This is a genomic window from Thermincola sp. GK-1, from assembly GCF_059412445.1.
Map to the genome: position 1 here is coordinate 82,501 of NZ_JBSQAT010000008.1, position 25,582 is coordinate 108,082.

Consider the following 25,582-nt stretch of genomic DNA (forward strand, 5'->3'; position numbering starts at 1 on the left):
AAAGCCCGCCGCCAGAAACTGAGGCTGCAAGTCCACCAACTGAAATAGTGGATAGTAAACCTTTTGCAAGGGAACCAGCTGTGTCACTAAATGAATCGAATGACCAAAGCACTTGATTTTACGGTTACAATTGAAAAAATTAACTAAATTCGTTGCTGCTTCCCTCTATGATTTCCATGTGCCTTATACGAAAAATCTTGCCGAACAGGGCATCCACATGGTCATTGCACGCAAGCATAGAAAGAACGTTATTGATGTAATAATGCTGACCATGACTAGAGAAACTTAAGAATATGGAGGATAATTTCAATGAGTAAAAAAGTATTGGTGCTGTCCGCCAGCCCGCGTAAAGGTGGTAATTCCGATTTGCTGTGTGATCAGTTTATACTTGGTGCACAGGAAGCGGGCAATCAGACGGAAAAGATATTTTTAAGAGATAAAAAGATTGGTTGCTGCAATGGGTGCGAGGCCTGCTACGACACTCACAAGTGTGTTCAGAAGGATGATATGGCGGAAATTTTAGAGAAAATAATCGCCGCTGATGTGATCGTTATGGCGACGCCGGTTTACTTCTATACGATGAACGCTCAGATGAAAACACTGATTGATCGAACGGTGCCGAGATATGAAGAAATTACAGGCAAAGAGTTCTATTTCATTGTTGCCGCTGCCGACAGCAGTAAGCAGTCCATGGAAAGGACGCTTGACGGCTTTCGCGGATTTACTATATGCTTGGACGGTGCCAAAGAAAAGGGCGTTGTCTACGGTGTTGGCGCATGGCGCAAAGGTGACATCATCGGAAACCCTGCCATGAAAGAGGCTTATGAAATGGGAAGAAGTGTATGACAAGATGAAAGAATAAGTTCAAATATCAACAGGAGGCATAAAGATGAAAGTGATATTAGTAAATGGGAGTCCCCATGAAAAAGGATGTACGTATACGGCATTAGTAGAAGTGGCTAAAACGTTGAATGCAGAAGGAATTGAAACCGAAATCTTTCAAATCGGAAACAAGCCGTTATCCGGATGTATTGCCTGTGGACATTGCCAAAAGACAGGGCAGTGTGTATTTTCTGACAAAGTAAATGAATTTCTCGAGATTGCCAAAGACGCAGACGGATTTATATTTGGTTCCCCCGTGCATTATGCATCTGCAGGAGGTGCCATTACTTCATTCTTAGACCGTGCTTTCTATACGGATCACTGCTCTGGAAAGCAAACTTTTTACCTAAAACCAGCAGCTGCCGTTGTTTCAGCCAGAAGGGCAGGGACGACCGCGACCTTCGACCAGCTGAATAAATATTTCACTATGACAGAAATGCCTGTAATATCATCAGGGTATTGGAACATGGTACACGGATTTACACCAGAGGACGTTAAACAAGATTTAGAGGGATTGCAAACGATGCGTATCTTAGGAAGGAATATGGCCTGGTTCTTAAAATGCAAAGAGGCGGGTATCAAAGCCGGTGTTCCGTTCCCGGAGCGGGAAAAGACCATAAGAACCAACTTCATCCGGTAAAACTCAAGTGGTTAACCTCGCCGCGCATACGTGGTTCAGCCGCTCACTGCAATTCAAAGTGAATATTCAATGATGTGGAGCAGTCCTGAAGAAGAACTGCTGCCTACCCTGGAGGAACTCGGAATCGGCTTCGTTCCTTTCAGCCCGCTGGGCAAGGGTTTCCTTACCGGAAAAATTGATAAGAATGCAACATTTGTTAGCTCCGACTTCCGCAGCATTGTTCCCCGCTTTTAAACCGGAGAATCTCGAAGCAAATCAGGTCTTAGTGGAACTTATCAAGAAGGTTGCTGCAGGGAAAAACGCAACGCCGGCTCAAATCGCTCTGGCGTGGGTGCTTGCACAAAAGCTATGGATTGTTCCGATTCCAGGAAGACGCAAATTGAAGCGCCTGGAAGAAAATATTGGCGCAGCGGACATTGAGCTGACTCGCGAGGAGCTAAGTGATTTGAACGACGCGCTCTCGGAGATCAAGATTTCAGGAGAACGCTATCCTGCAGGTTCTGATTACGCAAATAGAACGGGCAAATAACGGGTAATAATTTTTTTTAACTTTAGGCTGTCAAAATATAGTGCTCGTTAAATAATGAATCACTTTCTCCATTATGCCCAAACCTTTTTAGTGGGAGCTAGCTATTGGAATATGGTTTATGGTAAGGAGCCTGGTGATGTTGAACATGATGAAGAAGGTATGAAAAATATGCGGATTCTTGGCGAAAATATGGCTTGGCTACTAAAGCGAATCAATAATTAGCATATGCCCAAAACCTATTTTTGAAAGGATGAGGAATATGTCAAGTAAAGTTTATTTCTGCAATTTGCGATCCAGAACACATGAGGAAAATAAGATTAGTAAGATTAGAAACTTATTTGATCACGCCGGTTTAAACGATCTTATTCAAAAAGATGACCTTACGGCTATTAAACTTCATTTTGGAGAACACGGCAACGATAGTTTTATAAACCCTGTATTTGTGCGGCAAGTGGTGGATAAAGTCAAAAGCAACGGCGCCAAGCCATTCTTGACTGATACCAATACCTTGTATTCAGGTAGCCGCCATAATGCAGTGGATCATTTGCTTACAGCGATGGAACATGGTTTTGATTATACTGTTACCGGTGCTCCGCTGATTATTGCAGACGGATTACGTAGTGAAAATTTTATGGAAATTGAGATCAATAAAAAACATTTTAGCAAGGTAAAACTGGCCAGGGATATTGTTAGCGCTGACAGTGTTATTGTGTTATCGCATTTTAAAGGTCATGAAATGGCAGGTTTTGGCGGCGCCATAAAAAATCTTGCCATGGGTGGGGCGACGGCAACCGGAAAAAAAGAACAACATGGCTCCAGGATGGTCGTTAATCAAGAAAAATGTATTGGTTGTGCGCAGTGTTGCTCTGTCTGTCCGGAGAAGGCCAGCACTCTTACCGGTGATAAGAAGGCGGAAATTTCCCCGGATAGCTGCATCGGTTGTGGTGAATGTTTAACCACGTGTCCTGTAAAGGCCATTGAACTGGATTGGGCAACCGAAATTCCGGCCTTTCTTGAAAGAATGACTGAATACGCCTATGGGGTGGCCAAGGCTCACGAGCAGCATATCGGCTATATCAATTTTCTTGTAAATATTACCCCTGATTGCGACTGCGCGGGATGGAGCGATGCTCCCATTGTTCCCGATATAGGTTTTCTGGCGTCAACAGATCCGGTAGCCATTGACCAGGCGAGTTTCGACCTGGTGAATAAACAGATTGGTTTATCCGAGTCTTTGCTTCCGTCTGACTGCGAGGCTGGTGCAGACAAGTTTCATTGTTTGAGATCATATATAGACGCAACGGTCCAATTACGCTACGGAGAAGAAATAGGATTAGGCAGCCGCGACTATGAACTAGTTGTTCTATAGAGTAGAGAAAGCAGAAATTTTAATCTCTCCAAAAAGAGATTGGAAAAACGAACCAGCCCCGCTACGGCGGGGCTTTGCTGTGTGCATTTAAATTTAATTGTGCGCCTATTAAAGAAGGCTTGACTTAGACTTAACTCCAAGTGGTAGACTTTGATTTAGGGATAAAGATATCCTGGCAAACCAAATTTTAAATAAGGGAGAGATGGAAAGATGTTGTATAGAAAATTTGGTAAAACAAATGAAGAGGTTTCAGTTTTGGGTTTTGGATGTATGAGATTACCTGTCGTTGATGGGATTTATGCCAAAATTGATGAAGAGAAAGCAATAAAAATGATAAGGTACGCAATTGATAATGGTGTGAATTATATTGATACGGCATATCCCTATCATGGTTCAGGATTTGACAAGGGGGGAGAGAGTGAACCTTTCGTAGCCAGGGCGTTAAGGGATGGATATAAAGAGCGCGTTAAAATAGCAACGAAGCTTCCTGTTTGGCTGGTTCAGACAAGAGAAGATATGAATAGATTATTGGATGAACAGCTTAAACGTCTTGAAACCAATACGATAGATTTTTATTTACTTCATGCTCTTAACAAAAGTGTCTGGCAAAAATTGAAAAAATTAGGTGTAGGTGAATTCTTAGATAAAGCAATAAAAGACGGAAAAATCAAACATGCAGGCTTTTCTTTCCATGATAACATTGATTCATTTATAGAAATCGTAGATTCTTATGATTGGTCTTTTTGCCAAATTCAATATAACTATTTAGATGAAAATTATCAGGCGGGTAAAAAAGGATTGGAATATGCCGCTAACAAAGGATTAGGCATTTCAATTATGGAACCTTTAAGGGGCGGCAGCTTGGTTAACAAATTGCCGAAAGAAATTTTAGACGCTTGGAACGAAGCTCCGATAAAAAGGACACCTGCTCAGTGGGCACTTAGGTGGGTAATGAATCATCCGGAGGTTTCAGTAGTTCTAAGTGGCATGACTACTCTGGAACATGTGGTAGATAACATAAATACAGCTAATGAAGGAGCAGCCAATTCATTAACTAAAGAAGAAATGGAGTTAGTGGATTTTGCAAAGAAAACTTTAAAAGAAAAGATGAAAATTAACTGTACGGGTTGTAGATATTGTATGCCTTGCCCTGTCGGGGTGGATATCCCGCAAAATTTTTCCTTTTATAACAATGCTTATCTGTTTGATACTCTGGAATTCACTAAAATGCAGTATAATATGAACTTGGTTAAAGAGGCAAGGGCATCAAATTGTGTTCAATGTGGAAGATGTGAACAGCACTGTCCACAAAAAATTGCCATTAGAGAAGAATTAAAAAATATAAGAGCGGCATTGGAATAAAGCCTAACATTCCTTCGTCACCATTCTCTTGCTTATACTTTTGGCTATAGCGGCTTGGGCACCTGCCCCGACGATATTAGCGCTTAGTTGGATCGGGGCTGCATTAGTTGTGTTGCAGAGGTGAAACTATGACATTGGAAATGATGATGAAGGGGTGCCGAGCAACATTAAAGGCACCATTGAGATAATAAAAGGAACGGAGATTGATTCACCATGGCTAGGAAGATTACTAGGAGGAAGTTTATTGGAATGTCATCCGTGAAGGGGAAAACGATTGTACACACCGGATCAGCTGAAGGCAACATATTTGAAGGAGCAGGAGATCAATTTTTGGAGAGGACAGCGGAGTGCACAAAGGCAGTCATTGACGACAAGGGCAATAATATTGTGTACATTAACGTGCTTAATAATCTGTCGGTTGATTGTGACTGCATCTGCTCAATTATGCGGAAAAACTTGGCCTTGGCAGCCAAAAATATAACCTGGTTAAGGTGTAGACAGTACATTTCGACCTCGGCAATGATGTTCTTAAGCCGTAAATTTAGGAAGTGGTGCTTACCACTTCCTTTATTCTGCCAAACTTTTCTTGCACAGCTATTTTCAAAAAGGGCCAAAAGAGTGTTGACATGGAGTTAACTCCATGTGCTATCCTCTACTCGGGAGGTTAAGGGGAAGGTAAAGTTATTAAATTAGGAAAGAGGAAGACTTAGTGAGGCAAAATATGTTAAGCAGGCTGGCAATTGAAAAGGAAAGGGAGATTAAAATGAATCTTACTGAAAAATTAGATATCTTAAAAGAAAACCTTAGAAATATGGAAAGTCTGGTTGTTGCCTTTTCAGGTGGTGTAGACAGTACATTTCTCCTCAAGGTTGCCTATGATGAACTCAAGGAAAATGTTTTGGCAGTGACTGCCCGCTCATCTACGTATCCTGAAAGGGAATACAGGGAAGCTGTCAGCTTTATTGAAAAGCTAGGTGCCAGACATATGGTCATCGTGTCTGAGGAGCTGGACATTGACGGCTTCTCCAAAAATCCCGTAAACCGCTGTTATTACTGCAAGAAAGAACTGTTTTCTAAGATACGGGATATTGCTGTGGAAAACGGCATTAAATATATCGCTGACGGTTCTAATGTAGATGACATGGGAGATTATAGGCCCGGTATAATGGCTGTGAAGGAACTGGAAGTAGTAAGCCCCTTGAGAGAAGCCGGAATGACTAAGGAGGATATACGTATACTTTCGAAAGAGATGAATCTTCCAACCTGGGACAAACCGGCCTTTGCATGCTTGTCATCAAGGTTTCCATATGGACAGGAAATAACAAGAGAGAAGCTTGAAATGGTGGATAAAGCAGAACAATTCTTGCTGGATGAGGGCTTTAAACAGGTGAGGGTGCGTCATCATGGAGAAATAGCCAGAATAGAGGTTGCTGCAGGAGAGCGTATAAAATTCTTTAATGAGGAGCTTATGGACAGGGTTTATGCTGAATTCAGGAAGATAGGCTTTAGCTATACGGCTCTTGATTTGAAGGGCTACAGGACCGGAAGTATGAATGAAACAATACTCTAATATAAGAGAGGTGCTTATTATGGATGGAGATGCCCTTAAGAAACTTCTCGAAAATGTGAAAGAAGGCCGTATGGGTGTGGAAGAGGCTCACGGAGAGCTTAAAAAGCTTCCTTTCGAAGATCTTGGATTTGCAAAAGTTGACCATCACAGAAATATCCGTAACGGTTACCCCGAAGTCATATTCTGCGAGGGTAAAACTGTTGATCAGATAAAGTCAATTGTTCTAAAGCTCATGGAGCGCAATAACAATATACTTGCCACCAGGGCCGGGAAGGAAGTATATGAAGGTATACTGGAAGTGACCAGTGATGCGGTTTATTATGAAGCCGCCAGGATTGTTGTAGTAAAAAGAAGAGATATAGTTGTTACCGATAAAATTATAGCGGTTGTAACTGTCGGAACCTCGGATATTCCTGTGGCGGAAGAGGCTGCAATCACTGCCGAGACCCTCGGCAACAGAGTGGACAGGCTCTACGATGTTGGAGTTGCGGGTATACACCGCCTGCTTACCAATACCGACCACCTTATGCGGGCAAATGTGCTTATTGTTGTGGCCGGAATGGAGGGCCCCTTGGCCAGCGTTGTCGGTGGACTGGTAGACAAGCCTGTTATTGCCGTGCCAACCAGTGTGGGATATGGAGCGAATTTCGGAGGGCTTTCGGCACTTCTGACCATGCTCAATGTACCGGCAGTGATGGAGATGATGATCAAAAAGATTTTGATAACATTGTTAATGGAGAAATAAATATGCAAAAAAATTCAAAGAACAAGGGGTTATTAAGTCTTTAGGAATATCAATCCATAATCCGGATATTGCTTTTAGAGCAGTCGAAACAGGTTAGATTTAGCATTAATTCAAGAAGGTGTTCCAGAAACATTAAAGAATCATTATGACTTGTTAGAACATCAAGCAAGTGAGTGCATAGAATGCGGGTTGTGTATGCAAAATTATCCATTTGGTATGGATGTTATTAATAAAATGAAACAGGCAGTTAAATTTTTTGGCAATTAAACAATGTGCAGGGCACAGCTACTTATTTAATAACCCTTGACTTGGAGCTAACTCCAGGTGTTATGATATCGGTTGTCAGGAGGTGAAATCACATGACGATTGCAGAAGTAAGTGTAAAATTTAATATTTCACAGGATACACTCCGCTATTATGAACGCATCGGACTAATTCCACGTGTGAACCGCAATAAAAGCGGAATCAGGGATTATACTGAAGAAGACTGTAAGTGGGTCGAGTTTATCATATGTATGCGGAATGCAGGTCTTCCGATTGAAGTATTGATTGAGTATGTCGAGCTGTTTCAACAGGGTGATGCGACCATTGAGGCCAGAAAAGAACTCTTAATCGAGCAGCGTAAGCAATTAATTACAAGAATGGAAGATATGCAGAAAACACTGGAACGCCTGAATTATAAAATTGCAGTATATGAACAGGTAGTAGTTGAAAAAGAAAAAGAACTAAAGAGATCGGAAAATTAATTTTATGGGCAAAAAGTATTGGTGCTTTCTGCTAGTTCTAGGGAAGGCGGAAATTCCAAGTAAAGTGGGTAATGAGCATCAAGCTATGCAGCTTGTTAAATCAAAGGAGGATTTTTAATGCAAAACGTAATTTTGAACAATGGTGTCGCGATGCCTATTTTGGGCTTTGGCGTTTATCAGATCAACGACGCAAAGGAATGCGAACAGTGTGTTTATGACGCGTTTGTATTTAATCCATCAGCCGTTTGGCGATGTATATGGTTCTTGGCGTGCTATGGAGGAACTGTATCGTGAGGGGAAAATTAGGGCGATTGGGGTTAGTAACTTTCCGATGGATCGTTTGGTGGATTTGATTGTTCATAATGAAGTGGTTCCTGCCGTAAATCAGGTTGAAACAAATCCATTCTGTCAGCAAATAGAAAGTGCTAAACTGATGAAAGAGTACAATGTACAAATTGAGTCCTGGGCTCCTTTTGCGGAAGGAAGAAATAATTTGTTTCAGAACGAAGTTTTGGTATCACTGTCGGAAAAGTATAACAAATCAGTTGCCCAGGTGGTTTTACGCTGGTTGACGCAAAGAGGAGTGGTTGCGATTCCAAAGTCTGTTCACAAAGAAAGAATTATTGAAAACTTAAATATTTTTGACTTTGAGTTAAGCCAGGACGATATGGAAAGAATTGCAACATTGAATACGAAAAAAAGCTGCTTCTTTTCACATAACGATCCGGAAATCGTGAAATGGCTTAGTAACGTTAAATTTGATATTTAATAGGAAGAATAAAAAAGATGCTTGATTAGAAAGGAAGGGATTAGAAATGGCAAATTCAAAAAGCCTTATCGCTTATTTTTCACGCAAAGGAAATAATTATGTGGGAGGTAGTATTGTAAACCTGCCAATTGGAAACACAGAAGTAATAGCAAAGAAAATACAGGAATTAACAGGAAGCGACATGTTCCAAATTAAAACAGTAAAATCTTATCCGGAAGATTATACGGAAACAACAAATGTAGCACAGGAAGAAAAGAGGGAAAACGCCAGACCTGAGCTTAAAGAAATAGTAGAAGATATGGATTCTTATGATGTGATTTATATCGGGTATCCGAATTGGTGGGGAACGATGCCGATGGCGGTATTTACGTTTTTAGAGTCCTATGATTTTTCAGGAAAGACTATTGTTCCATTTTGCACACATGAAGGTAGTGGAATGGGAAGTAGTGAGCGCGATATCAAGAAAATTTGTCCGAATGCAAAGGTGCTGCCTGGTTTAACGATTCGAGGCGGCAGTGTTAACAGAGCAGACAAGGATGTTGCAAACTGGCTTAAAAAACTTGATTTGATACCATAAACGAAAAGGGGCTGTCTACTGTGAAGGAAACCTGCCCGCCGGGCTGCGGTCGGAGATGTATATCAATTATTTCCCCCTATTCCCGGCTTCCGGGAATTTAAATTTGTCCGCAGGCTGAATAGGGGAATTTATATCAACTGTTTCCAATATCCCTGATTTTTCATTTCCACTACGTATAAAGCTTACCTCGCAGCCAAAAGATTCAGCAATAAATCTTAAAGGTATGTACATGGTGCCGTTTATGATTTTAGGTTCTAAAGGCATATCAATTTCTTTGCCATTAACTTTAGCCACCTTACTACCAACCGTTACCTCTATACTTACGTCTGCAGCCTTGACAGTGATGGCACGTTTATCTGGGTCCCAATCACCTAACTCGCCCTTTATTGAATCTATAAATTTGCGAAGTGGCACAGCATAAACTCCACCGTCTTTGATCGGTGCAAGGTCATATTGCTGCTCATTGCCGTTAATCTTCACAACCGTCTTCAACGGAGGTGAAAGTTTCTGTTCAAACTCAACCGGTATTTGGTCTTGAATGATGACCGGGGTCCCCTTTGGGATGTTGTAGTATAACCATTTCGAATCTTCAAGTGACAACCTTACACATCCGTGGGAAGCCTGACTGCCGAGTTTTTTTGCTTCCGCTTGAATCAATTTTCCATGCTTATCAAAAGGTACACTGTGGAAAAGGTATCCATGGTTAAACCTTATCCAGTTCCATCCTCCCTGGCCGTATTTCGGACTGTAAAAAGACTTTCCTCGGCTACCGATTAAGTATGTACCTGTTGGAGTCCCCGCCCCTATTTTAGCAATTCCCGTAGAAACAATGCAGGATTTTGCTAACGAATTGTTCTTGTAAATGTAAATTTTTTGCTCACTTATGATACAACTATCCCCCAGTCCTGCCTTGGATGGATAGTCTTTAATAATTTTTTTTACTTGTCAAACTTCCATATATTTTTCCAACTGTTTTGGATCTTTTGTTAGGGCTTTAACCTTAACAAAAGAATTTTCTCCTTTATTAACCACGACCATGGTTTTTGGAAATGACGGTGCAGGCAAAACACCGGTTTCATTACTTGGTAGTTTCTCGAATTTTTGCCGAGACGGTGAGGGGGCATAAATCGCATCAGTCACAGATTCTTCGGAATCTGGGGAGGAAGCCCAAGCCGATACCCCGTAGAATGAAAATATCATGATTATTAGCGAGAAACCTATAATTATTCTTTTCACGTTTACGTACCTCAATGAAGCCTTTGTTACGACGGTCTTGCTTTTATGACTCGGTCATGCTTTTTTATTCATTTTTCTGCGTGTACATTATTAAATACTTCCAATTTGTAAGAAATCGTTCCAGGACGGACACAGTGGGTGTAGTTTTAAAGACATGCTAGCAAAGCCAATTATCCGAAAAAAACAGGCTGGCGGTAACCGATTATACCTGATTTTCATTAAAAATTAAACAGGTACGTGGGAAAAAGCCCCCGGTGTAGACAGGAATTCTGGAACGAATGTTAAATATTTTCAGGAAAGGGCACACAGTCTAAAGGTGAACAAATAAAAACTATGGGCGCTTAAAGGTATTGACTACAATTTAGTTAATATAAAATAAAGGAGCGATAAAATGAAAATACTGGTGACGGGCGGAGCGGGGTTTATCGGGTCAAATTTCCTGAATCTGTTTGTACCCAGGTACCCCGACTGCCGATTTATAAACTTCGACAAGCTGACATACGCGGCTAATCTGCTTAACTTAAAAAATATTCAGGCCAAGCAAAATTATGTGTTTGTGCGCGGTGATATAGCCGATTATTCGGCTGTGGCTGCCGTATTTGAAAAATACGAACCGGACATAGTTGTCCATTTTGCTGCGGAAAGCCACGTGGACAGAAGCATCCTGGGGCCGGCTGATTTTATTAACACCAATATTTTAGGCACTTTTAATTTATTGGAAGCCTGTCGTAAATACTGGGGAGACCGGCCGGGGAAACTGTTTCACCACGTAAGTACCGACGAGGTATACGGTTCGCTGGGTGAAACAGGATATTTTACGGAAGAAACCCGATATGACCCCAGTAGCCCTTATTCGGCTTCCAAGGCTTCCAGCGACCATTTGGTCAGGGCTTATCACCGTACCTATGGCTTGCCTGTTAAGGTAACGAACTGTTCCAACAATTACGGGCCTTACCAATTTCCCGAAAAACTTATTCCCTTGATGATTTTACATGCCTTGGAAGGAAAAAGTTTACCTGTCTACGGCACCGGCGAAAACGTGCGGGACTGGCTTTTTGTAGAGGACCACTGCGAGGCTATCTGGACGGTCATAGAGAAGGGGAATGTTGGAGAGACATATAATATTGGCGGTAATAACCAGTGGAAAAATATTGATATAGTACACAAGATATGCGACCTGCTTGGCGAAAAGCTGGACAAAGACCCGCAGGAATTCAAAAAACTTATTACTTTTGTTAAAGACAGGCCCGGTCATGACCTGCGCTATGCCATTGATGCCACAAAGATCAGAGACCAATTAGGCTGGAAGCCGCGGGAAACTTTTGAAACCGGATTAAACAAAACCATCGACTGGTATCTGCACAATAAAGATTGGGTAGAAAGTGTGAAAACAGGTGACTACAAAAAATGGCTCGAGATGAACTATGGGACGTAAGGAGGTTAAATGTTTCCTCCGCTCTGATACGTCTATTGGAAGGGTGGGTGGGGTGACCCGGCTACCACGGAGCTCTGTGCTGCAAAACCTGGCCGGGCAGGCAGCGTTCCCGAACTCGATGGCTCATATAGCATTTCTTAAAAGCCGGGCCGCCTCCCGTCCGGTCACTCAGCATATGTTGCGTGCCGCAGATAGGAAAAGGGGAGGTTAAATGATTCCTCCGCTCCGGGCGAAATCTCCATCGGATAACCGCTCCCGCTTACGCGGCTCGCGGACCGATGGACGATTTAAGCCCCGCTCCGGAAAACATTTAACCTCCTTTATCAACATCCTGGGGCGCCCTACATAAGTTGAGTGCCGGACTTCCCGGCGGCCTTCACCATCTTCGGACATGCGGGAACTCCCTGCCTGCCCGGCTGCGGTTTTGCGGGCGCAGTCGCTCCTTGACGGTAGCCCTGGCACCCCACCCACCCTTCCTTGGTGGGTAAGGGGGAGTAAGAGGCCGCTGTTGAGGTAAAACAATAAGTTGCGACTTGGTGGAGGGCGGGTAGACAGTGTTAACGACAGTGAGGGCTTGAAATCGCTGTTTCCGGCACGGACGCCGGAAACCCGGCCACGAGCCATGGACGGCGATTTGGCCGGGTTCAGAGATTTCAACTGAACGGAGTTTTACACTGTCTCCGCCCGTAACCTCGGAGCAACGGTTGTTTTACTTCCACAGCGGCAGTTTCTTTTTTGTAGCACAGCGCCCTTTGCCATTTTCGAACATGCGGGAACTTTCTGCCTTCCTGTCTGTGGTTTGCGGGTGTAGTCGCTTCTTAACGGTAGCATGAGAACCCACCCACCTCTCCATGTAAAAACCTGGCGGGGAACCCTATCACCTAGGATTTGTAATTATTTCCGGTTTAATCTTCCAGATTTGGGTGGCATATTCGGTGATTGTCCTGTCGCTGGAGAATTTACCTGAGTGAGCAATGTTGACTAGAGACATTTTCTGCCATTTATATTTATCCCTGAAGGTTTTATCCACCTCTAACTGAGTATCGGCATATGAAGCAAAATCCTTTAATACGAAGAAGGGATCATTGTTATGAGTTAGATCATCATAAAGGATGCGGAATTCTTCGCCGGCTACCGGGAAGAAACCGTTAACCAACTGGTCCACAACGGTTTTTACCCTTGAGTCTTTGGCATAAACATCCCATGAACAGTAGCCGCCGTTGTGATAATAGTTGGCCACTTCTTCTGCCGTAAGGCCAAAGATAAAAATGTTGTCGCGGCCTACCACCTCGCAAATTTCAATATTCGCGCCATCCATAGTGCCAATAGTAACGGCGCCGTTCATCATAAATTTCATATTGCCCGTGCCCGAGGCCTCTTTGCCGGCGGTGGAAATTTGTTCGCTTAAATCGGCTGCCGGGAAAATCATTTCGGCCAGGGTAACCCGGTAATTCTCCAGGAATATGACTTTGATTTTATCTTTTATGCGCTTATCATTGTTGATCATTGAGGCCAGGGTATTAATCAGTTTGATAGTGGTTTTAGCATGAACGTAACTGGGCGAGGCCTTGGCGCCAAAGATAAAGGTTCGGGGTACAATGTCCAAATCGGGGTTTTCACGGAGCCGGTTGTAAAGGTCCATAATATGCAGTACATTTAATAACTGTCTCTTATAGGCGTGCATTCGTTTAACCTGTACATCAAAGATTGAATAAAGGTCTACGCTGATGTTGTATTTATCTTTGATATACTTGGCTAACTGCGCTTTATTACGCTGTTTGATTTGGGCCAATTTGTCGAGGAAAGCTGTGTCATTCCTGTATTTTTCCAGACTAATCAGGTCAATGGGGTATTTAATCCAGTTAGCGCCAATGGTTTCAGAAATTAGGTTGGCCAGGGCCGGGTTTGCTTTAAGCAGCCACCTCCTATGTGTGACGCCATTGGTTTTATTATTGAACTTGTGGGGGTAAACCTCATAAAAGTTCTTCATTTCTTGATTCTTCAGGATTTCCGTATGTATTTTAGATACGCCGTTAATACTATGACTTCCAACGATAGCCAGGTGGGCCATTTTGACCTGGCCGTCGGCTATAATAGCCATTTTGTGAATTCTGTCCCAGTCTCCGGGATATTTGTTCCACAGTTCCCGGCAGAACCGTTCATTGATTTCGTGGACGATCATGTAAATTCTGGGCAGTAAGTTCCGGAACATATCGACGGGCCATTTTTCCAGGGCTTCAGTCAAAATTGTATGGTTGGTATATGAGATGGTTTTGACGGTTATATCCCAGGCTTCATCCCAGCCCATACCTTCTTCGTCTATCAGTATACGCATTAGTTCCGGGATAGCCAGGACGGGGTGGGTATCATTAACATGAATTGCTATTTTTTTGTGGAAGCATTTCAGCGAACCATGGTATTTTTTATAGCGGCGAACAATACATTGCAGTCCGGCTGAAACGAAAAAATACTGTTGCTTCAGGCGTAGTTCCCGGCCTTTGTAATGGCTTTCATCGGGGTAGAGTATCTGTGAAATAGATTCCACCGAAGACCTGTATTCTACCGCCTTGACATAATCACCGCGACTGAAAGAAGAAAAATCAAAATCTTTAATGGCCGGCTCAGCGCTCCACAACCGCAGGGTATTAACGGTATTGCGTTCGTAACCGATAATAGGTGTGTCGTAAGGCACTGCAATTATCGGCTCATAGTTTTCATGGATAAAGACTGTCCTGCCGTCTTGCTCTTCCACCCGGACATTTCCGTAGAACCGGACTTCCACGGCATTATCGGCCTTCCGGATTTCCCACACGTTGCCGTCCCTTAGCCAGTTATCCGGCAGTTCCACCTGATAACCGTCCACAATTCTTTGCTCAAAAAAACCATATTTATACCGGATACCGCAGCCATGTCCGGGAAGACTCAGGGAGGCCAGGGAATCAAGAAAACAAGCTGCCAGGCGGCCGAGACCGCCGTTTCCGAGACCGGCATCAGGTTCTATGTTTTCCAGTAAGTTTAAATCTATGCCTAATTCTTTTAATGCTTCTTCACACATCTTTTTTGCCGACAGGTTAATCAGATTTGCCCCGAGCAGCCTGCCCAACAAGAATTCCATGGAAAAGTAGTAGACTTGTTTTACTTCTTTTTTTCGATACTGTTTATTTGTCTGCGTCCAGTACTTGGCGATGTGATCCCGAATCATGCTGCCTAAAGCGTTATATTTGTCCAGGTCGGATGCTTCATCGAGGCACTCGCCATATAGGGTGTGCAGTTTTTCCAGAAAAGCCTGTTTAAATTCTTCTTTATTTTTAAACATGGATCACCTCAACAACACCTTCCGTTTAGAAATAATATATTAAACAATATTAAACAAAAATGAAAGAATTCCTGTCTAATTTTGTTTTCTCTTGTCATAATAGAGGGGAAAGCAAGCGGGCCGCTGACTGGCGAATTCTGGCCGGCAAAGGTTTATCCGCCACATCGGACATTTGCAGTTTGAGCGATTTTGCCAGGTCCGCCTCAAAGTCAGCATCTATTTTTTCTACTAAAGTCTTATTATATAACATGGCATTTACTTCAAAATTTATTTGAAAACTGCGCATGTCTAAATTGGCGGAACCCAGAGAGGCCACCTCGCCGTCCACAGAAATAATCTTTGCGTGTATGAATCCAGGCTGGTAAAGGTATATCTCGATACCGGCTTCCATCAATTCTTCGAAATAACTTTGGGAGGCCCACTGTACTATTTTATGGTCCGGTTTGCCGGGTAAAATGATTTTTATATTTACGCCGCTGAGAGCAGATGTTTTTAGGGCCAGTAAAATTCCTTCATCCGGGATAAGATATGGGGTTGTGATTTTGATGGAATGTTCAGCAGCATTAATCATGGCGAAGTAAGACTGGCGTATTGCTTCCCAGTCAGAGTCGGGACCACTGGCTGCTATCTGGATGACTTTGCCTTTTGCCGGGTCAATTCCCGGACACGGTTCTTCAGGGAAATAGGTTGGGTTAGACAGCCTTTCCCCACTTACAAACTCCCAGTCCAGCAGGAAGATAACCTGCAGAAAATGGACAGCAGTACCTTCCAGTTTCAGGTGCGTATCCCGCCATTTGCCCAATTTGGGATGGCAGCCGAGATACTCATCGCCAATATTCAGGCCGCCAAGAAACCCCACTTTACCGTCGATTACGGTTATTTTTCGATGATTACGGTAATTTAACTTATTGTTGATAAAGGGCAGGGCAACGGGTAAAAAGGGTTCTATCTGAACACCGCTGTCACGGAGATCGCTGATATACTTTTTGGAAAGCTTCCAACTTCCTACGGCATCGTAAATTACCCTGACTTTTACGCCGCTTTTGGCTTTGCTGATTAATAGTTTCTTTAGTTGATTTCCGATATTGTCGTCACGGATTATGTAATATTCCAGGTGTATATGATCCTGGGCTTTTTCCATTTCCGCAAACATGGCGGCAAAGGCTTCCTGGCCGTCAGACAGGACCTGGGCCCGGTTCCTCCTTGTGAAGGGCGCATGGGCATTGTTAAGCAGCAGGCTGATTAGCTGCTTTTTACTGCCCAGGGCTTCTACGGCTGCTTCCCGGTTGCTGTTTATACACTCGATCTGGCGGCGGACTATTTCACGCAAATGGTTCATTTCGTTGATATATTTGGTTCGAATTAGTTTGCGTTTGCGCCGGTTTTGTCCGAACATGAAGTAAAAAATAAACCCTAGGATAGGAAAAACGTTGATCACGGCCAGCCAGGCAATGGTTTTATAAGGGTTGCGCCGTTCCATAAAAATCAGGATACTGACTATGATGATGAGGATTGTCGAGGAGAAGGAATAGACCCATAATATTTTTTCACCGTATGCCGACCAAAAAGTTCCCAACATTTATTGGCCTCCTGTATTTGAACGCTCATAGTTCTTACAATATATAGTAACAGAAAAAAATGCCAAACAAAAGTATGTATTGCCGGACGGAATTCTATGCAAAACTGGAATTCACAGGGCTCATATGCAAAATTGTTTAAAAAAGGAAGCATTTAAAAGGTCTTGGTAAAAAAAAATGCGTTTTGTTAAGGTATCCAAAATTGTTTGATTATTTCAATTTCAGTTTGCCCTTAACTGTATAAAATTGTATTTGAATTTAAAAAATAATGATGTTATATATTAATTAAAGGTCAGGGAAGGTCAAAATAAAAATATGGAGGTGTTGCTGTATGTTTGGTTTGACTCCTTACAGAAGACACGGAGTACAGAGAAGACCGGGAGATATCTTTGACTTGGAGGGGGTGTTTGAAAACTTTTTCCACGATCATTTTTGGCCCGCTTTTTATACCGGTGGTCAGATGAGGGTGGACATTAAGGAAAATGATAAAGAATATGTTGTGGAAGCGGAACTTCCAGGGGTGAAAAAAGATGAAATTAACGTGGAACTAAATGAAGACAGGCTTACTATAGCAGTGGAAAGAAAAGAAGAAACCAATGAAGAGAAAGAAAACTATATCCGCAAAGAAAGAAGATACGGTTCCATGGTAAGGAGTTTCTATGTGCCGAATATTTTAAACGACCAGGTAAGCGCAAAATTTGAAAACGGGGTATTGTCCATTGTACTGCCCAAGAGAGAACCTGGGAAAAACAAGGGTAACAGGATCGAGATTAAATAACATTGTATATAATCTTAAAAATTGGCAAAATTTGTCAAGAAGAGGCCGCGTTGTTTCCCGTATCCTTATAAAGGTCGGGAACCAACGGGCCTTTTTTTGTTGAAATTTTGCTAAGCAGAAGGTACAGCGTCCCGGCGGGTCGAAGTAATGGAGTACCGAAAAAATTCCTGCGGGAAAAAGGGTGAAGGGGGAATTCACTGTGTTTAAGAAAATTTTGGTACCTGTTGACGGATCGGGATGCTCCTTTAAAGCTCTCCAAAAGGCCGCGGCCATAGCGGAAAAGTTTGCCGGTGAATTAACGGTTATGCACGTAACTGTAATCCCTCCGGTTTTGATATCGGGTTTCGGAACGGAGATGGTCGTGCCCCAGCCGGTAATAGCCAACCTGGAGAAAGAAGCTAATGAAATTTTACGCAAAGCCCGGGAGTTGCTTGGGTCTCTGCCTTGTAATACTGTGGTCAAGAGTGGACATCCGGCCGGGGAAATATTGAAGGAAGCTCAAAACAGCTATGACCTTATTGTCATTGGCAGCAGGGGCATGGGAGAAATCAAAGGATTCCTGCTGGGTAGTGTCAGTGACCGGGTCGCTCATCATGCCAAGTGTCCGGTAATGATTGTACATTAAGTGTTTTAAGCCCTAATCAATCCTCACTAATTCGTCCGGCGTTACAGTAATCTGTTCCGCGCCCTGTTCGGTAATCACAAAAGTATTCTCTATTCCTACAACCCCTTTGCCGGGAATAACAAACTTAGGTTCAATGGCAATAACCATGCCCGGTTCCAGCCTTGCATCGAGGCCCTTTGCCAACACAGGCAGTTCATCCAGTTCCAGTCCGACCCCGTGGCCCAGGAAACGGGCCTGATCCGGCGCATATCCCATATAATTTTCGGCGAAACCCGCTTTGGCCGCCATAGCCAGGGACAGTTCATGCAGGTCACTGCCGTTGGCGCCCGGTTTCATTTGCTCAACTACCGCCGCCTGGATTTCCAGGGCCAGGTCAAAGGCTTTTTGCAGTTTTTCCGGCAGGGGTCCAATAGAAAAGATCCGTGTTTGGTCCGTAATGTAACCGTCCCATAAGCCTACATAATCTATAGATATGGGTTCGCCGGCCTTAATCTTTTTCCACCCGGCCCCCTGGGGATGGGCGGGAGTCAGCCCGGGGCCTCCTGTAGGCCCGTCAAAGGCTGACGGTACCGCGCCCGATTCTCCTGACAACAGGTGGCCGAAATAAGGGCTTTGGTTAAAAGCGTGCATGCTGATGTACCCCATATGTCCGGCAGTTCTTGCCATGCCTTCAATTTGGGCGGCCAGTTCTATTTCTGCCATGCCTTCCTTTATTAACCCGGGAATCTGCCTGTATATCTTGTCCATATTGCTTGCTGAAGTACGCAGTAAATTAATTTCATATTCCGATTTTATTTGCCTTATCTCCCTGATCAGACCGGAGACGTTTGTAAACCGTACACCGGGGAATATTTGCTGGAAAAATAAATAAGTGCTGGCGGGCAAGCTATCCATCTCGAGGCCCAGGGTGGCCGGGGATTTGCAGCCCAGCTCGGCCAGTTGGGCGGGTATTTTTTTCAGGCTGACCAACTGCATGATATTTTCCAGGGCCGATTCTTTTTTAGCCCTGCTGAAGCTTTTTTTAACCAATAATACCGGTGCTCCTTCAGCAGGAACGAACAGGTACGCATTTTGGGCTGTGCCGGAAAAATAGAATAAATTTGTGGATTTAACGATCAAGGCACCGTCAATGTCTTTTTCTCTTAGTAGAGTTTGCAGCTTGGTAATTCTGTTGAACAATTCCTTTTGCGGAGTATATAACATTAATCCTCAACCTCCCGTAAACAAACAAAATTATATTCTTTATTCGTTATCAGAACCAAAAAACCTTTAAAATAATTATACATTTAGCTTTGGCAGTTTCTATTAAAACTGTAATGGTGAATCAACCTTTGCTCCGAAGCTATGGGCGGAAACCGTTTTACTCATTGTTTCACCATTACAGCGGTAACCTTCAGCTAGCAAGCAAATTTTGAGGTTAGCTTGATAGACGGGGACCCTCCAAAAAGCCGGAGGAAAAAGCCTCCCCTTTGCAAAGTATCGGTATGGTGGGAAAGGAATTTATGTTATAATCAGACAATGAGGGGGAATAAGCATGAGAATACATTACTTGCAGCACGTGCCCTTTGAGGATTTAGCCAATATTGAAGTGTGGGCTGGAGAAAAAGGCCATGAAGTATCGGTAACAAGATTGTATATGGACGAAACTTTACCGGCCCTTGACCGGTTTGAATGGCTAATCGTGATGGGTGGACCGATGAACATTTATGAAGAAGTTGAATATCCCTGGTTAATTAATGAAAAAGAGTTTATAAGAAATGCCATTAATGCCGGCAAATTTGTGATGGGTATATGCCTTGGAGCACAATTGATAGCTGATGTTTTGGGGGGAAAAGTAATTCGGAACGAGTACAAGGAGATAGGTTGGTTTCCGGTAAGAAAAATCCCCGAAGCAAGCAATTCCGGGTTATTTGACGGCCTTAGCGACGAGTTTGTCGCTTTTCACTGGCATGGGGATACCTTTACCATTCCGCCGGGAGCAGTCAGGCTTGCAGAAAGTGCGGCCTGTCAGAACCAGGCTTTTGAATATAAAGGCAGGGTTCTGGGGTTACAGTTTCACCTGGAAACTTCAAAGGCAAGCATAGAAAAACTGATTGAGAACTGTAATGGGGAATTGGTTGAAGAAAAGTATATTCAAAGCGCAGCCAAAATGTTGTCCGAGACTGAGAATTTGGAAAAAATAAAAAAACAACTGGCAATATTACTTAATAACATTGAAAAGAAGATCAAGTTACCAAAATCATGACAACAATTGGCATTTTAATTTTATTGGCGAATACTATGTATTGAATTGAAGAGTTTATTTGGAGATGGTATAATATGGTTAGACAAAGAAGAAGTACTCTTAATCGGAAATTTACCTCAAAAGGAGGTATAAGAATGAATACTTTACTTAAAGAAAAGGAACCAAGCAAACTGTTTGCCATGGCTAACATGAGGCAACTCATTCAAAATTCAATGAAACAAAAAGGACTGACTTCAAACGAAGCGAGGAAATCTCTTGGTATCAAAAGGTATGAGAAACAAACCTAGAGTTGTAATTGATACTAATATTTTCGTTAAGTCATGGTTCGACGGTGATGAGGTTTGTAATGAAATACTAAGCTTGGTTGATAATAATAAAATAAAGCTTCTATTCTCTCAAGAAACAATTGGCGAGCTTTTTTATATAGTCAAAAAATTCAGTGTTAGAAATATGAGTAGTAAACGTTCTCGGCTGCGACTTCTTTTTTTGCTGAGCGAGGTATTCTATGAAGCTGACTCAGTTAACACAATTGATACTGAATGTCCAAAGTTAAACGATAAATATGATGAAATGTTTTTAAAGTGTGCCCTCGAAGGGAACGCGGACTATCTAATAACAGATGATTTCAAAAGTGGTTTGCATTCAGTGGAAGGATTTAGAGTTAAAATTGTTAGTTCCGAAGATTTTATGAAAATTTATAAAAAGATAAAATGTCCTGTTAAAGATCTCTAAGAATTAGAGGTCTTATTATTATGCCGGGAATAAAAAATGGCGAGATGCTTGAATATTATGCGTTGTCAATGCCCGGATGATGCGGGCAATGTTATTTTAAAATGATTTTTTTTATGTTATAATTGTTCGCATAAGAACAATAAGCATGCTAACAAATATGAACAATAATTGGAATGGAAAGGGAAGAGGGGAGAGATTGGATGAACAGGAAAAGGAAAGTTATTATTTTTTCAGTCTTGATCTTGATGTTGGCGGCGATGGCCGGAGTGGGCGGATATTACTGGTATGAAAACACTTATTATGTCACCACGGAGGATGCCAGGGTTACCGGCGATCTGGTGCGGGTCAGCCCCCAAATAGCGGCCAAATTAAAGGAGTTTAATATAGAAGAGGGCCAGATGGTACATAAGGACCAGATTTTGGGACAGCAGGAGGCTACCAACCTGCCTGATGCCAACCTGGAAATGGCGAACATCAGAGCTCCCATTACCGGCATTGTGCTGAAAAAACAGGGGACTGTCGGTGAGGTGGTGGCTCCGGGACAGATGTTAGCCATGCTGGCAGACCCGGCTAAACTTTATATTAGCGCCAATATAGATGAGACAAAGGTGGCCCGGATAAAAGAAGGGCAAAAGGCGGACATCAAAATTGATGAATACGGAGACCGGAATTTTACGGGCCGGGTTGTTTCAATAGGACAGGCCACAACGGCGACTTTTTCCCTCCTTCCGTCGTCCACAGGAGGTAATTTTACTAAAGTGGTACAAAAGGTCCCGGTGAAAATTCAGCTTGATCAGCATGATGTAACCCTTAAACCGGGAACCAGCGCCGTTGTGAAAATCCGGGTTAGGTAGGGGTGGATGTATGAAAGCTGCAGCCGGTCGTACGAATGCCGGTCATCAGGATAATCTTTATAAATGGCTGGCTCTCATCGTTGTTGTCGTCGGTACTTTTATGGCCATCCTTGACACCAGTATCGTCAATATTGCCATTCCCAAGATGATGAATGTTTTCGGGGTCTCCACCGACCAGATACAGTGGGTCATCACCGCTTATATGTTAACTATGGGGCCGGTTATCCCGCTTACCGGGTACCTGAGTGATACCTTCGGGACCAAGAAAATGTATATTTGGGCCCTGGGCGCCTTTACCGTCGGTTCGGCTCTGTGCGGTTTTGCCTGGAGCAATTCGGCCATGATTGTCGCGCGGATTATCCAGGCTTTGGGCGGTGGCATGATCATGCCCATAAGTATGTCTATCATCTACCAGGTTATTCCTGCCAAAGAACGGGGTATGGCTTTGGGCATCTGGGGTATAGCAGCCATGGCTGCCCCGGCTATCGGCCCTACGCTGAGCGGGTATATAGTAGAGCATTTGAATTGGCGCCTGATTTTTACCATTAACATTCCCGTGGGTATTATTGGCGTAATCCTGGCGGGCCTGTTGCTTAAGGAATCGCCACGCAAACTTTCCAGGGGATTTGATTACCTGGGGTTTGTATCATCTACTGTTGGCTTAGTGAGTATACTATATGTGCTTGGTGAAGGTTCAACCATAGACTGGAACGAATTTAAAAACGTTTTTCTGCTGGTACTGGGTATTTTCAGCCTGATGCTCTTTGCGGCCAATGAGCTAACCCGCGACGATCCCCTGCTGGACCTGCGGGTTTTAAAGATATGGCCTTATACGCTGAGCATTATCATATCGAGTATTACCAACATTGCCCTTTTTGGCGGAGTTTTTTTATTGCCCCTGTTTTTTCAGAACCTGCAGGGTTATTCTGCTATGCAGACAGGCTTGATCATGTTTCCGGGGGCTGTAGCCACAGGAATAATGATGCCGGTCGGGGGAAAACTCTTTGACAAGTTTGGGGCCAAACCTGTGGTTATTCCCGGCCTGCTAATTTTGATGCTGTCCACTTATCAATTGTCCCGGCTTACCCTGGATACAAATTCTCATATGGTTATGTGGCTGATGGCCGTGCGGGGAGTGGGGCTGGGCCTGGCCATGATGCCTATTACAACAGCGGGGATGAACTCGGTCCCTTCGCATTTGGTGGCCCGGGCATCGGCCCTGCAAAATGTTATACGGCAGGTGGCCGGTTCTGTGGGCATAACCATTCTGACAACCATCATGACAAACCGGCAGGCTGTTAATTACATCAGATTGGCGGAACAAGTATCGTACTTTGACGCTAACAGCGTGGAGTTATTTGGCCGTATACAGGGATGGTTAAGTCAACAGGGTGTGCCTGCCGGAGAAGCCCAGGGTATATCTGTAAGTACCGTATTCGGTTTGGTAGCAAAAGAGGCTGCTGTGCAGGCAATCAACGATACCCTGTTTGTGACAGTTCTGATTATATTGGTTACTATCCCGCTGGCCCTGCTGATGCGCGGCAAAAAAAGCAGCAAACAGAAGGACGAACACCTGGTAATGTTTGAATAGGTGGTGTACGGCAAATGGAAGACAAAATCAGAGATTATGCTGAGGAAATTAAGAGTCTGTTCAGAAGCCTGTTAAAGAATTTTCGCTGCCAGATGCTGGAACAGATCAGCGACTATGGCTTTACCGTGCCCCAGCTAATGTTGATGCAGGAACTGTATAATTACCCCGAGATCACCCTGAAGGAACTGAGCGAGCGGATGGGCCTGGCCAAAAGCACTGTATCCGGTATAGTGGACAGGCTGGAACAGCAGGGCGCAGTGACCAGGTTGCGAGATACCGGCGACCGAAGAACAGTCAAGATATCCCTTACACCCAGGATGCTGGAAATAAAGGAATCTATGAATATGATCAAGCATAATTACCTGGCCGGCTTGCTGGAAGGGGTGGACAGAGAAGAAATAGAAAAAATTATATATGGGTTAAAGCGCCTGAATTCTTTGATGGAATCGAAATCTAAAAGACTTAACAATATTGACATTGAACCGAAATAAAGGATGTGTTAAGATATCTATTATATTATGCAAAATTGTATTACGCAAAATCCGGAGATGAGAAAAAGCAATGAGTAGAGCAACTTTTTTGGCCGGAGGTAAAAAGGCCTTACCGATTATGCTTGGATATACGCCTTTGGGGATTGCCTTTGGTGTTATAGCCCGGGAAAAAGGGCTCGATGTTTTGCAGACGACATTAATGTCACTGACATCTTTTACCGGCTCGGGGCAGTTTATTGCCGTGGGAATGCTGGGGGCCGGAGCAAGCATTCCAGCTATTTTGCTGACCAACTTTCTTGTAAACCTGCGTTACTTACTCTTTAGCGCTTCTATGGCCCCTTATATGAAAAAAATGCCTACCTGGGTCCAGTCCATTCTGGCTTTTGGCATCACTGACGAAACCTTTACATTGAATATGGCCCAGTTTGATAAACAGGAAGCTGACCGTGATTTTATGCTCGGAGTCAACTTTTTTTCGCACCTGTCCTGGATAACCAACTCGGCAATCGGGGCTGCGTTGGGGAACATCATACCAGATATGGACCGGTTCGGTGTTAATTTTGCCCTGCCGGCTATGTTTATTGCCCTGCTGGTGATGCAGGTGAAAAACAGAATAAATTTATGGGTAGCCGTAATATCCGGGTTGTTATCTTTAACTATAGCATTGTTTACTGACAGCAGTGTCAATATTATTATTGCCACGGTTATAGCGGCGGCGATAGGGGTGGTTTTATGTCGGGACAGGCAAAAATCTACCTTTTAATACTGGGGATGTGGGTAGTAAATTATCTACCCCGCCTGCTGCCCATGGTCATCCTCAGCAAACTGAAAATTCCGCAGCCGGTCATTGACTGGTTGGGATTTATTCCGGCGGCTGTATTAGCGGCTATAATTGTACCCTCTGTTGTCATGCCCGATGGACAGATGAACGTTTCCTTACATAACGATTTCCTCATTACATCAATTCCTGCTTTTCTGATAGCTATAAAAACGCGGAATATGGTCTGGACCCTCGTTACCGGCATGTTTGTAATGGCATTAGTGGCGAAATAATGTCTGGCCCGGTGGGGAAGGCTATTAAGGAAGCTTTTATGGCAGCTTTGCCTGAAGCTTGCTGTATATTGGTATTTTTGTTATTATCAAGTTAAGGATTGCAAATTTTATTTCAGGGGGTATGACCATGGAAAAAACTCTAAAAAACCTGTTGCTGGCCGGTATCGGTACTATTGCCTACGGATATGAAAAAGGCGCTGCCGTTATAGAGGAACTGGTGAAAAAAGGGGAAATTTCCATAGAACAGGGCAAAGAATTAAATGCTGAACTGAAAAAGAAACTAAGCAAAACTGCTGCTGCCGGTTCCGAGGCTTACAGCGAGCTGTTGGCGGGTTTAAACCTGGTGTCGAAAAAAGAATTTGCGGAATTCAAAGCCGGGGTGGAAAAGGAACTTGCCGAGCTGAAAGAAATGATTAAGAACCTGGAAAATAAGTAAACGAGCGCTATGGATACTAATGAT

30 protein-coding genes and 1 pseudogene are annotated in these 25,582 nt (G+C 43.4%); 25 read left to right on the plus strand and 6 right to left on the minus strand.

Annotated elements, in window-relative coordinates; translation table 11 throughout:
- Positions 1 to 309 precede the first annotated feature (309 nt).
- From ACSNJE_RS09435 to ACSNJE_RS09490, 12 genes and pseudogenes are all read left to right on the plus strand, one after another.
- Positions 310 to 846 (plus strand): flavodoxin family protein, encoded by a 537-nt coding sequence (locus ACSNJE_RS09435; RefSeq protein ID WP_474774289.1) that lies wholly within the window; start codon positions 310 to 312, stop codon positions 844 to 846.
- Between the two features lie 43 nt (positions 847 to 889).
- Entirely contained in the window at positions 890 to 1,522 is a 633-nt protein-coding gene (locus ACSNJE_RS09440; protein WP_474774288.1) for a flavodoxin family protein, read from the plus strand.
- Between the two features lie 69 nt (positions 1,523 to 1,591).
- Entirely contained in the window at positions 1,592 to 1,756 is a 165-nt protein-coding gene (locus ACSNJE_RS09445) for an aldo/keto reductase (RefSeq protein ID WP_474774287.1), read from the plus strand.
- A 31-nt stretch (positions 1,757 to 1,787) separates the two neighbouring features.
- Positions 1,788 to 2,051 (plus strand): aldo/keto reductase, encoded by a 264-nt coding sequence (locus ACSNJE_RS09450; protein WP_495252534.1) that lies wholly within the window; start codon positions 1,788 to 1,790, stop codon positions 2,049 to 2,051.
- Between the two features lie 259 nt (positions 2,052 to 2,310).
- The gene (locus ACSNJE_RS09455) at positions 2,311 to 3,420 is read left to right on the plus strand and encodes a DUF362 domain-containing protein (RefSeq protein WP_474774285.1); all 1,110 of its coding nucleotides are present in this window, start codon (positions 2,311 to 2,313) and stop codon (positions 3,418 to 3,420) included.
- Between the two features lie 210 nt (positions 3,421 to 3,630).
- The gene (locus ACSNJE_RS09460; RefSeq protein WP_495252535.1) at positions 3,631 to 4,782 is read left to right on the plus strand and encodes an aldo/keto reductase; all 1,152 of its coding nucleotides are present in this window, start codon (positions 3,631 to 3,633) and stop codon (positions 4,780 to 4,782) included.
- 213 nt (positions 4,783 to 4,995) lie between these two features.
- Positions 4,996 to 5,418 carry a hypothetical protein gene (locus ACSNJE_RS09465; RefSeq protein ID WP_474774283.1) on the plus strand — a complete coding sequence of 141 codons (423 nt, stop codon included), beginning with the start codon at positions 4,996 to 4,998 and terminating at the stop codon, positions 5,416 to 5,418.
- Positions 5,419 to 5,545: 127 nt separating this feature from the next.
- A complete protein-coding gene (larE, locus tag ACSNJE_RS09470; protein ID WP_474774301.1) occupies positions 5,546 to 6,352 on the plus strand; it encodes an ATP-dependent sacrificial sulfur transferase LarE in 807 nt (268 codons plus the stop codon).
- Between the two features lie 19 nt (positions 6,353 to 6,371).
- On the plus strand, positions 6,372 to 7,097 hold the full coding sequence (gene larB, locus ACSNJE_RS09475; protein WP_495252536.1) for a nickel pincer cofactor biosynthesis protein LarB: 726 nt from the start codon (positions 6,372 to 6,374) through the stop codon (positions 7,095 to 7,097).
- A 359-nt stretch (positions 7,098 to 7,456) separates the two neighbouring features.
- Complete coding sequence (locus ACSNJE_RS09480; protein ID WP_495252538.1) at positions 7,457 to 7,843, plus strand: MerR family transcriptional regulator; 387 nt, start codon at positions 7,457 to 7,459, stop codon at positions 7,841 to 7,843.
- Between the two features lie 117 nt (positions 7,844 to 7,960).
- Positions 7,961 to 8,612: pseudogene (locus tag ACSNJE_RS09485) on the plus strand (aldo/keto reductase).
- Between the two features lie 46 nt (positions 8,613 to 8,658).
- Positions 8,659 to 9,189 (plus strand): flavodoxin, encoded by a 531-nt coding sequence (locus ACSNJE_RS09490; protein ID WP_495252539.1) that lies wholly within the window; start codon positions 8,659 to 8,661, stop codon positions 9,187 to 9,189.
- A gap of 66 nt (positions 9,190 to 9,255) precedes the next feature.
- Here the strand turns inward: ACSNJE_RS09490 and ACSNJE_RS09495 are convergent, their stop codons facing one another.
- Both ACSNJE_RS09495 and ACSNJE_RS09500 read right to left on the minus strand, forming a co-directional pair.
- A complete protein-coding gene (locus tag ACSNJE_RS09495; protein ID WP_495252564.1) occupies positions 9,256 to 10,122 on the minus strand; it encodes a stalk domain-containing protein in 867 nt (288 codons plus the stop codon).
- Positions 10,123 to 10,134: 12 nt separating this feature from the next.
- Positions 10,135 to 10,425, minus strand: a complete 291-nt coding sequence (locus ACSNJE_RS09500) for a hypothetical protein (protein ID WP_495252540.1) — start codon at positions 10,423 to 10,425, stop codon at positions 10,135 to 10,137.
- Between the two features lie 391 nt (positions 10,426 to 10,816).
- Between ACSNJE_RS09500 and rfbB the strand changes: the two genes are divergently transcribed.
- Positions 10,817 to 11,860: a dTDP-glucose 4,6-dehydratase gene (gene rfbB / locus ACSNJE_RS09505; RefSeq protein ID WP_474774558.1), complete on the plus strand. Its 1,044-nt coding sequence runs from the start codon at positions 10,817 to 10,819 to the stop codon at positions 11,858 to 11,860.
- A 207-nt stretch (positions 11,861 to 12,067) separates the two neighbouring features.
- Here rfbB and ACSNJE_RS09510 read toward each other — a convergent pair whose 3' ends face one another.
- The gene (locus ACSNJE_RS09510; protein ID WP_495252541.1) at positions 12,068 to 12,253 is read right to left on the minus strand and encodes a hypothetical protein; all 186 of its coding nucleotides are present in this window, start codon (positions 12,251 to 12,253) and stop codon (positions 12,068 to 12,070) included.
- 133 nt (positions 12,254 to 12,386) lie between these two features.
- Here ACSNJE_RS09510 and ACSNJE_RS09515 point away from each other — a divergent pair, with 133 nt between their 5' ends.
- Positions 12,387 to 12,521 (plus strand): hypothetical protein, encoded by a 135-nt coding sequence (locus ACSNJE_RS09515; RefSeq protein ID WP_474773431.1) that lies wholly within the window; start codon positions 12,387 to 12,389, stop codon positions 12,519 to 12,521.
- Between the two features lie 216 nt (positions 12,522 to 12,737).
- Here the strand turns inward: ACSNJE_RS09515 and ACSNJE_RS09520 are convergent, their stop codons facing one another.
- Positions 12,738 to 15,176, minus strand: a complete 2,439-nt coding sequence (locus tag ACSNJE_RS09520) for a glycogen/starch/alpha-glucan phosphorylase (RefSeq protein ID WP_495252542.1) — start codon at positions 15,174 to 15,176, stop codon at positions 12,738 to 12,740.
- Between the two features lie 94 nt (positions 15,177 to 15,270).
- A complete protein-coding gene (gene cls, locus ACSNJE_RS09525; protein WP_495252543.1) occupies positions 15,271 to 16,755 on the minus strand; it encodes a cardiolipin synthase in 1,485 nt (494 codons plus the stop codon).
- Between the two features lie 329 nt (positions 16,756 to 17,084).
- On the opposite strand from cls, the gene ACSNJE_RS09530 reads away from it, so the two are divergent.
- Together ACSNJE_RS09530 and ACSNJE_RS09535 are read left to right on the plus strand one after the other, a co-directional pair.
- Positions 17,085 to 17,531 (plus strand): Hsp20/alpha crystallin family protein, encoded by a 447-nt coding sequence (locus ACSNJE_RS09530; RefSeq protein ID WP_052217126.1) that lies wholly within the window; start codon positions 17,085 to 17,087, stop codon positions 17,529 to 17,531.
- 199 nt (positions 17,532 to 17,730) lie between these two features.
- Entirely contained in the window at positions 17,731 to 18,156 is a 426-nt protein-coding gene (locus ACSNJE_RS09535) for a universal stress protein (RefSeq protein ID WP_052217125.1), read from the plus strand.
- 12 nt (positions 18,157 to 18,168) lie between these two features.
- Here the strand turns inward: ACSNJE_RS09535 and ACSNJE_RS09540 are convergent, their stop codons facing one another.
- The gene (locus ACSNJE_RS09540; protein ID WP_495252544.1) at positions 18,169 to 19,359 is read right to left on the minus strand and encodes a M24 family metallopeptidase; all 1,191 of its coding nucleotides are present in this window, start codon (positions 19,357 to 19,359) and stop codon (positions 18,169 to 18,171) included.
- A gap of 331 nt (positions 19,360 to 19,690) precedes the next feature.
- On the opposite strand from ACSNJE_RS09540, the gene ACSNJE_RS09545 reads away from it, so the two are divergent.
- From ACSNJE_RS09545 to ACSNJE_RS09585, 9 genes are all read left to right on the plus strand, one after another.
- Positions 19,691 to 20,401, plus strand: a complete 711-nt coding sequence (locus tag ACSNJE_RS09545) for a type 1 glutamine amidotransferase (protein WP_495252545.1) — start codon at positions 19,691 to 19,693, stop codon at positions 20,399 to 20,401.
- 134 nt (positions 20,402 to 20,535) lie between these two features.
- Positions 20,536 to 20,688 carry a hypothetical protein gene (locus tag ACSNJE_RS09550; RefSeq protein ID WP_474660654.1) on the plus strand — a complete coding sequence of 51 codons (153 nt, stop codon included), beginning with the start codon at positions 20,536 to 20,538 and terminating at the stop codon, positions 20,686 to 20,688.
- Entirely contained in the window at positions 20,657 to 21,133 is a 477-nt protein-coding gene (locus ACSNJE_RS09555; protein WP_474773424.1) for a putative toxin-antitoxin system toxin component, PIN family, read from the plus strand. The genes ACSNJE_RS09550 and ACSNJE_RS09555 overlap by 32 nt, the downstream gene beginning before the upstream one ends.
- 200 nt (positions 21,134 to 21,333) lie before the next feature.
- Positions 21,334 to 21,987, plus strand: a complete 654-nt coding sequence (locus tag ACSNJE_RS09560; protein WP_495252546.1) for an HlyD family secretion protein — start codon at positions 21,334 to 21,336, stop codon at positions 21,985 to 21,987.
- 10 nt (positions 21,988 to 21,997) lie between these two features.
- The gene (locus ACSNJE_RS09565) at positions 21,998 to 23,578 is read left to right on the plus strand and encodes a DHA2 family efflux MFS transporter permease subunit (RefSeq protein WP_495252547.1); all 1,581 of its coding nucleotides are present in this window, start codon (positions 21,998 to 22,000) and stop codon (positions 23,576 to 23,578) included.
- Positions 23,579 to 23,592: 14 nt separating this feature from the next.
- Positions 23,593 to 24,069: a MarR family winged helix-turn-helix transcriptional regulator gene (locus ACSNJE_RS09570; RefSeq protein WP_495252548.1), complete on the plus strand. Its 477-nt coding sequence runs from the start codon at positions 23,593 to 23,595 to the stop codon at positions 24,067 to 24,069.
- Positions 24,070 to 24,139: 70 nt separating this feature from the next.
- On the plus strand, positions 24,140 to 24,832 hold the full coding sequence (locus tag ACSNJE_RS09575; RefSeq protein WP_495252549.1) for an AzlC family ABC transporter permease: 693 nt from the start codon (positions 24,140 to 24,142) through the stop codon (positions 24,830 to 24,832).
- Complete coding sequence (locus ACSNJE_RS09580) at positions 24,802 to 25,122, plus strand: AzlD domain-containing protein (RefSeq protein ID WP_474660659.1); 321 nt, start codon at positions 24,802 to 24,804, stop codon at positions 25,120 to 25,122. The genes ACSNJE_RS09575 and ACSNJE_RS09580 overlap by 31 nt, the downstream gene beginning before the upstream one ends.
- A gap of 127 nt (positions 25,123 to 25,249) precedes the next feature.
- Entirely contained in the window at positions 25,250 to 25,558 is a 309-nt protein-coding gene (locus ACSNJE_RS09585) for a phasin family protein (protein ID WP_013119806.1), read from the plus strand.
- Positions 25,559 to 25,582: the final 24 nt, after the last annotated feature.

What these genes read in the sequence shown, in the direction of transcription:
- ACSNJE_RS09490 (WP_495252539.1), top strand. Translation starts at nt 8,659, where the DNA reads ATGGCAAATTCAAAAAGCCTTATCGCTTATTTTTCACGCAAAGGAAAT.
- ACSNJE_RS09585 (WP_013119806.1), top strand. Translation starts at nt 25,250, where the DNA reads ATGGAAAAAACTCTAAAAAACCTGTTGCTGGCCGGTATCGGTACTATT.
- rfbB (WP_474774558.1), top strand. Translation starts at nt 10,817, where the DNA reads ATGAAAATACTGGTGACGGGCGGAGCGGGGTTTATCGGGTCAAATTTC.
- ACSNJE_RS09445 (WP_474774287.1), top strand. Translation starts at nt 1,592, where the DNA reads ATGATGTGGAGCAGTCCTGAAGAAGAACTGCTGCCTACCCTGGAGGAA.
- ACSNJE_RS09460 (WP_495252535.1), top strand. Translation starts at nt 3,631, where the DNA reads ATGTTGTATAGAAAATTTGGTAAAACAAATGAAGAGGTTTCAGTTTTG.
- ACSNJE_RS09510 (WP_495252541.1), bottom strand. Translation starts at nt 12,253, where the DNA reads ATGTCCGAAGATGGTGAAGGCCGCCGGGAAGTCCGGCACTCAACTTAT.
- ACSNJE_RS09545 (WP_495252545.1), top strand. Translation starts at nt 19,691, where the DNA reads ATGAGAATACATTACTTGCAGCACGTGCCCTTTGAGGATTTAGCCAAT.
- ACSNJE_RS09550 (WP_474660654.1), top strand. Translation starts at nt 20,536, where the DNA reads ATGAATACTTTACTTAAAGAAAAGGAACCAAGCAAACTGTTTGCCATG.
- ACSNJE_RS09435 (WP_474774289.1), top strand. Translation starts at nt 310, where the DNA reads ATGAGTAAAAAAGTATTGGTGCTGTCCGCCAGCCCGCGTAAAGGTGGT.
- ACSNJE_RS09465 (WP_474774283.1), top strand. Translation starts at nt 4,996, where the DNA reads ATGGCTAGGAAGATTACTAGGAGGAAGTTTATTGGAATGTCATCCGTG.
- ACSNJE_RS09570 (WP_495252548.1), top strand. Translation starts at nt 23,593, where the DNA reads ATGGAAGACAAAATCAGAGATTATGCTGAGGAAATTAAGAGTCTGTTC.
- larB (WP_495252536.1), top strand. Translation starts at nt 6,372, where the DNA reads ATGGATGGAGATGCCCTTAAGAAACTTCTCGAAAATGTGAAAGAAGGC.
- ACSNJE_RS09480 (WP_495252538.1), top strand. Translation starts at nt 7,457, where the DNA reads ATGACGATTGCAGAAGTAAGTGTAAAATTTAATATTTCACAGGATACA.
- ACSNJE_RS09560 (WP_495252546.1), top strand. Translation starts at nt 21,334, where the DNA reads ATGAACAGGAAAAGGAAAGTTATTATTTTTTCAGTCTTGATCTTGATG.
- ACSNJE_RS09530 (WP_052217126.1), top strand. Translation starts at nt 17,085, where the DNA reads ATGTTTGGTTTGACTCCTTACAGAAGACACGGAGTACAGAGAAGACCG.
- ACSNJE_RS09520 (WP_495252542.1), bottom strand. Translation starts at nt 15,176, where the DNA reads ATGTTTAAAAATAAAGAAGAATTTAAACAGGCTTTTCTGGAAAAACTG.
- ACSNJE_RS09580 (WP_474660659.1), top strand. Translation starts at nt 24,802, where the DNA reads ATGTCGGGACAGGCAAAAATCTACCTTTTAATACTGGGGATGTGGGTA.
- larE (WP_474774301.1), top strand. Translation starts at nt 5,546, where the DNA reads ATGAATCTTACTGAAAAATTAGATATCTTAAAAGAAAACCTTAGAAAT.
- ACSNJE_RS09575 (WP_495252549.1), top strand. Translation starts at nt 24,140, where the DNA reads ATGAGTAGAGCAACTTTTTTGGCCGGAGGTAAAAAGGCCTTACCGATT.
- ACSNJE_RS09455 (WP_474774285.1), top strand. Translation starts at nt 2,311, where the DNA reads ATGTCAAGTAAAGTTTATTTCTGCAATTTGCGATCCAGAACACATGAG.
- ACSNJE_RS09440 (WP_474774288.1), top strand. Translation starts at nt 890, where the DNA reads ATGAAAGTGATATTAGTAAATGGGAGTCCCCATGAAAAAGGATGTACG.
- cls (WP_495252543.1), bottom strand. Translation starts at nt 16,755, where the DNA reads ATGTTGGGAACTTTTTGGTCGGCATACGGTGAAAAAATATTATGGGTC.
- ACSNJE_RS09565 (WP_495252547.1), top strand. Translation starts at nt 21,998, where the DNA reads ATGAAAGCTGCAGCCGGTCGTACGAATGCCGGTCATCAGGATAATCTT.
- ACSNJE_RS09540 (WP_495252544.1), bottom strand. Translation starts at nt 19,359, where the DNA reads ATGTTATATACTCCGCAAAAGGAATTGTTCAACAGAATTACCAAGCTG.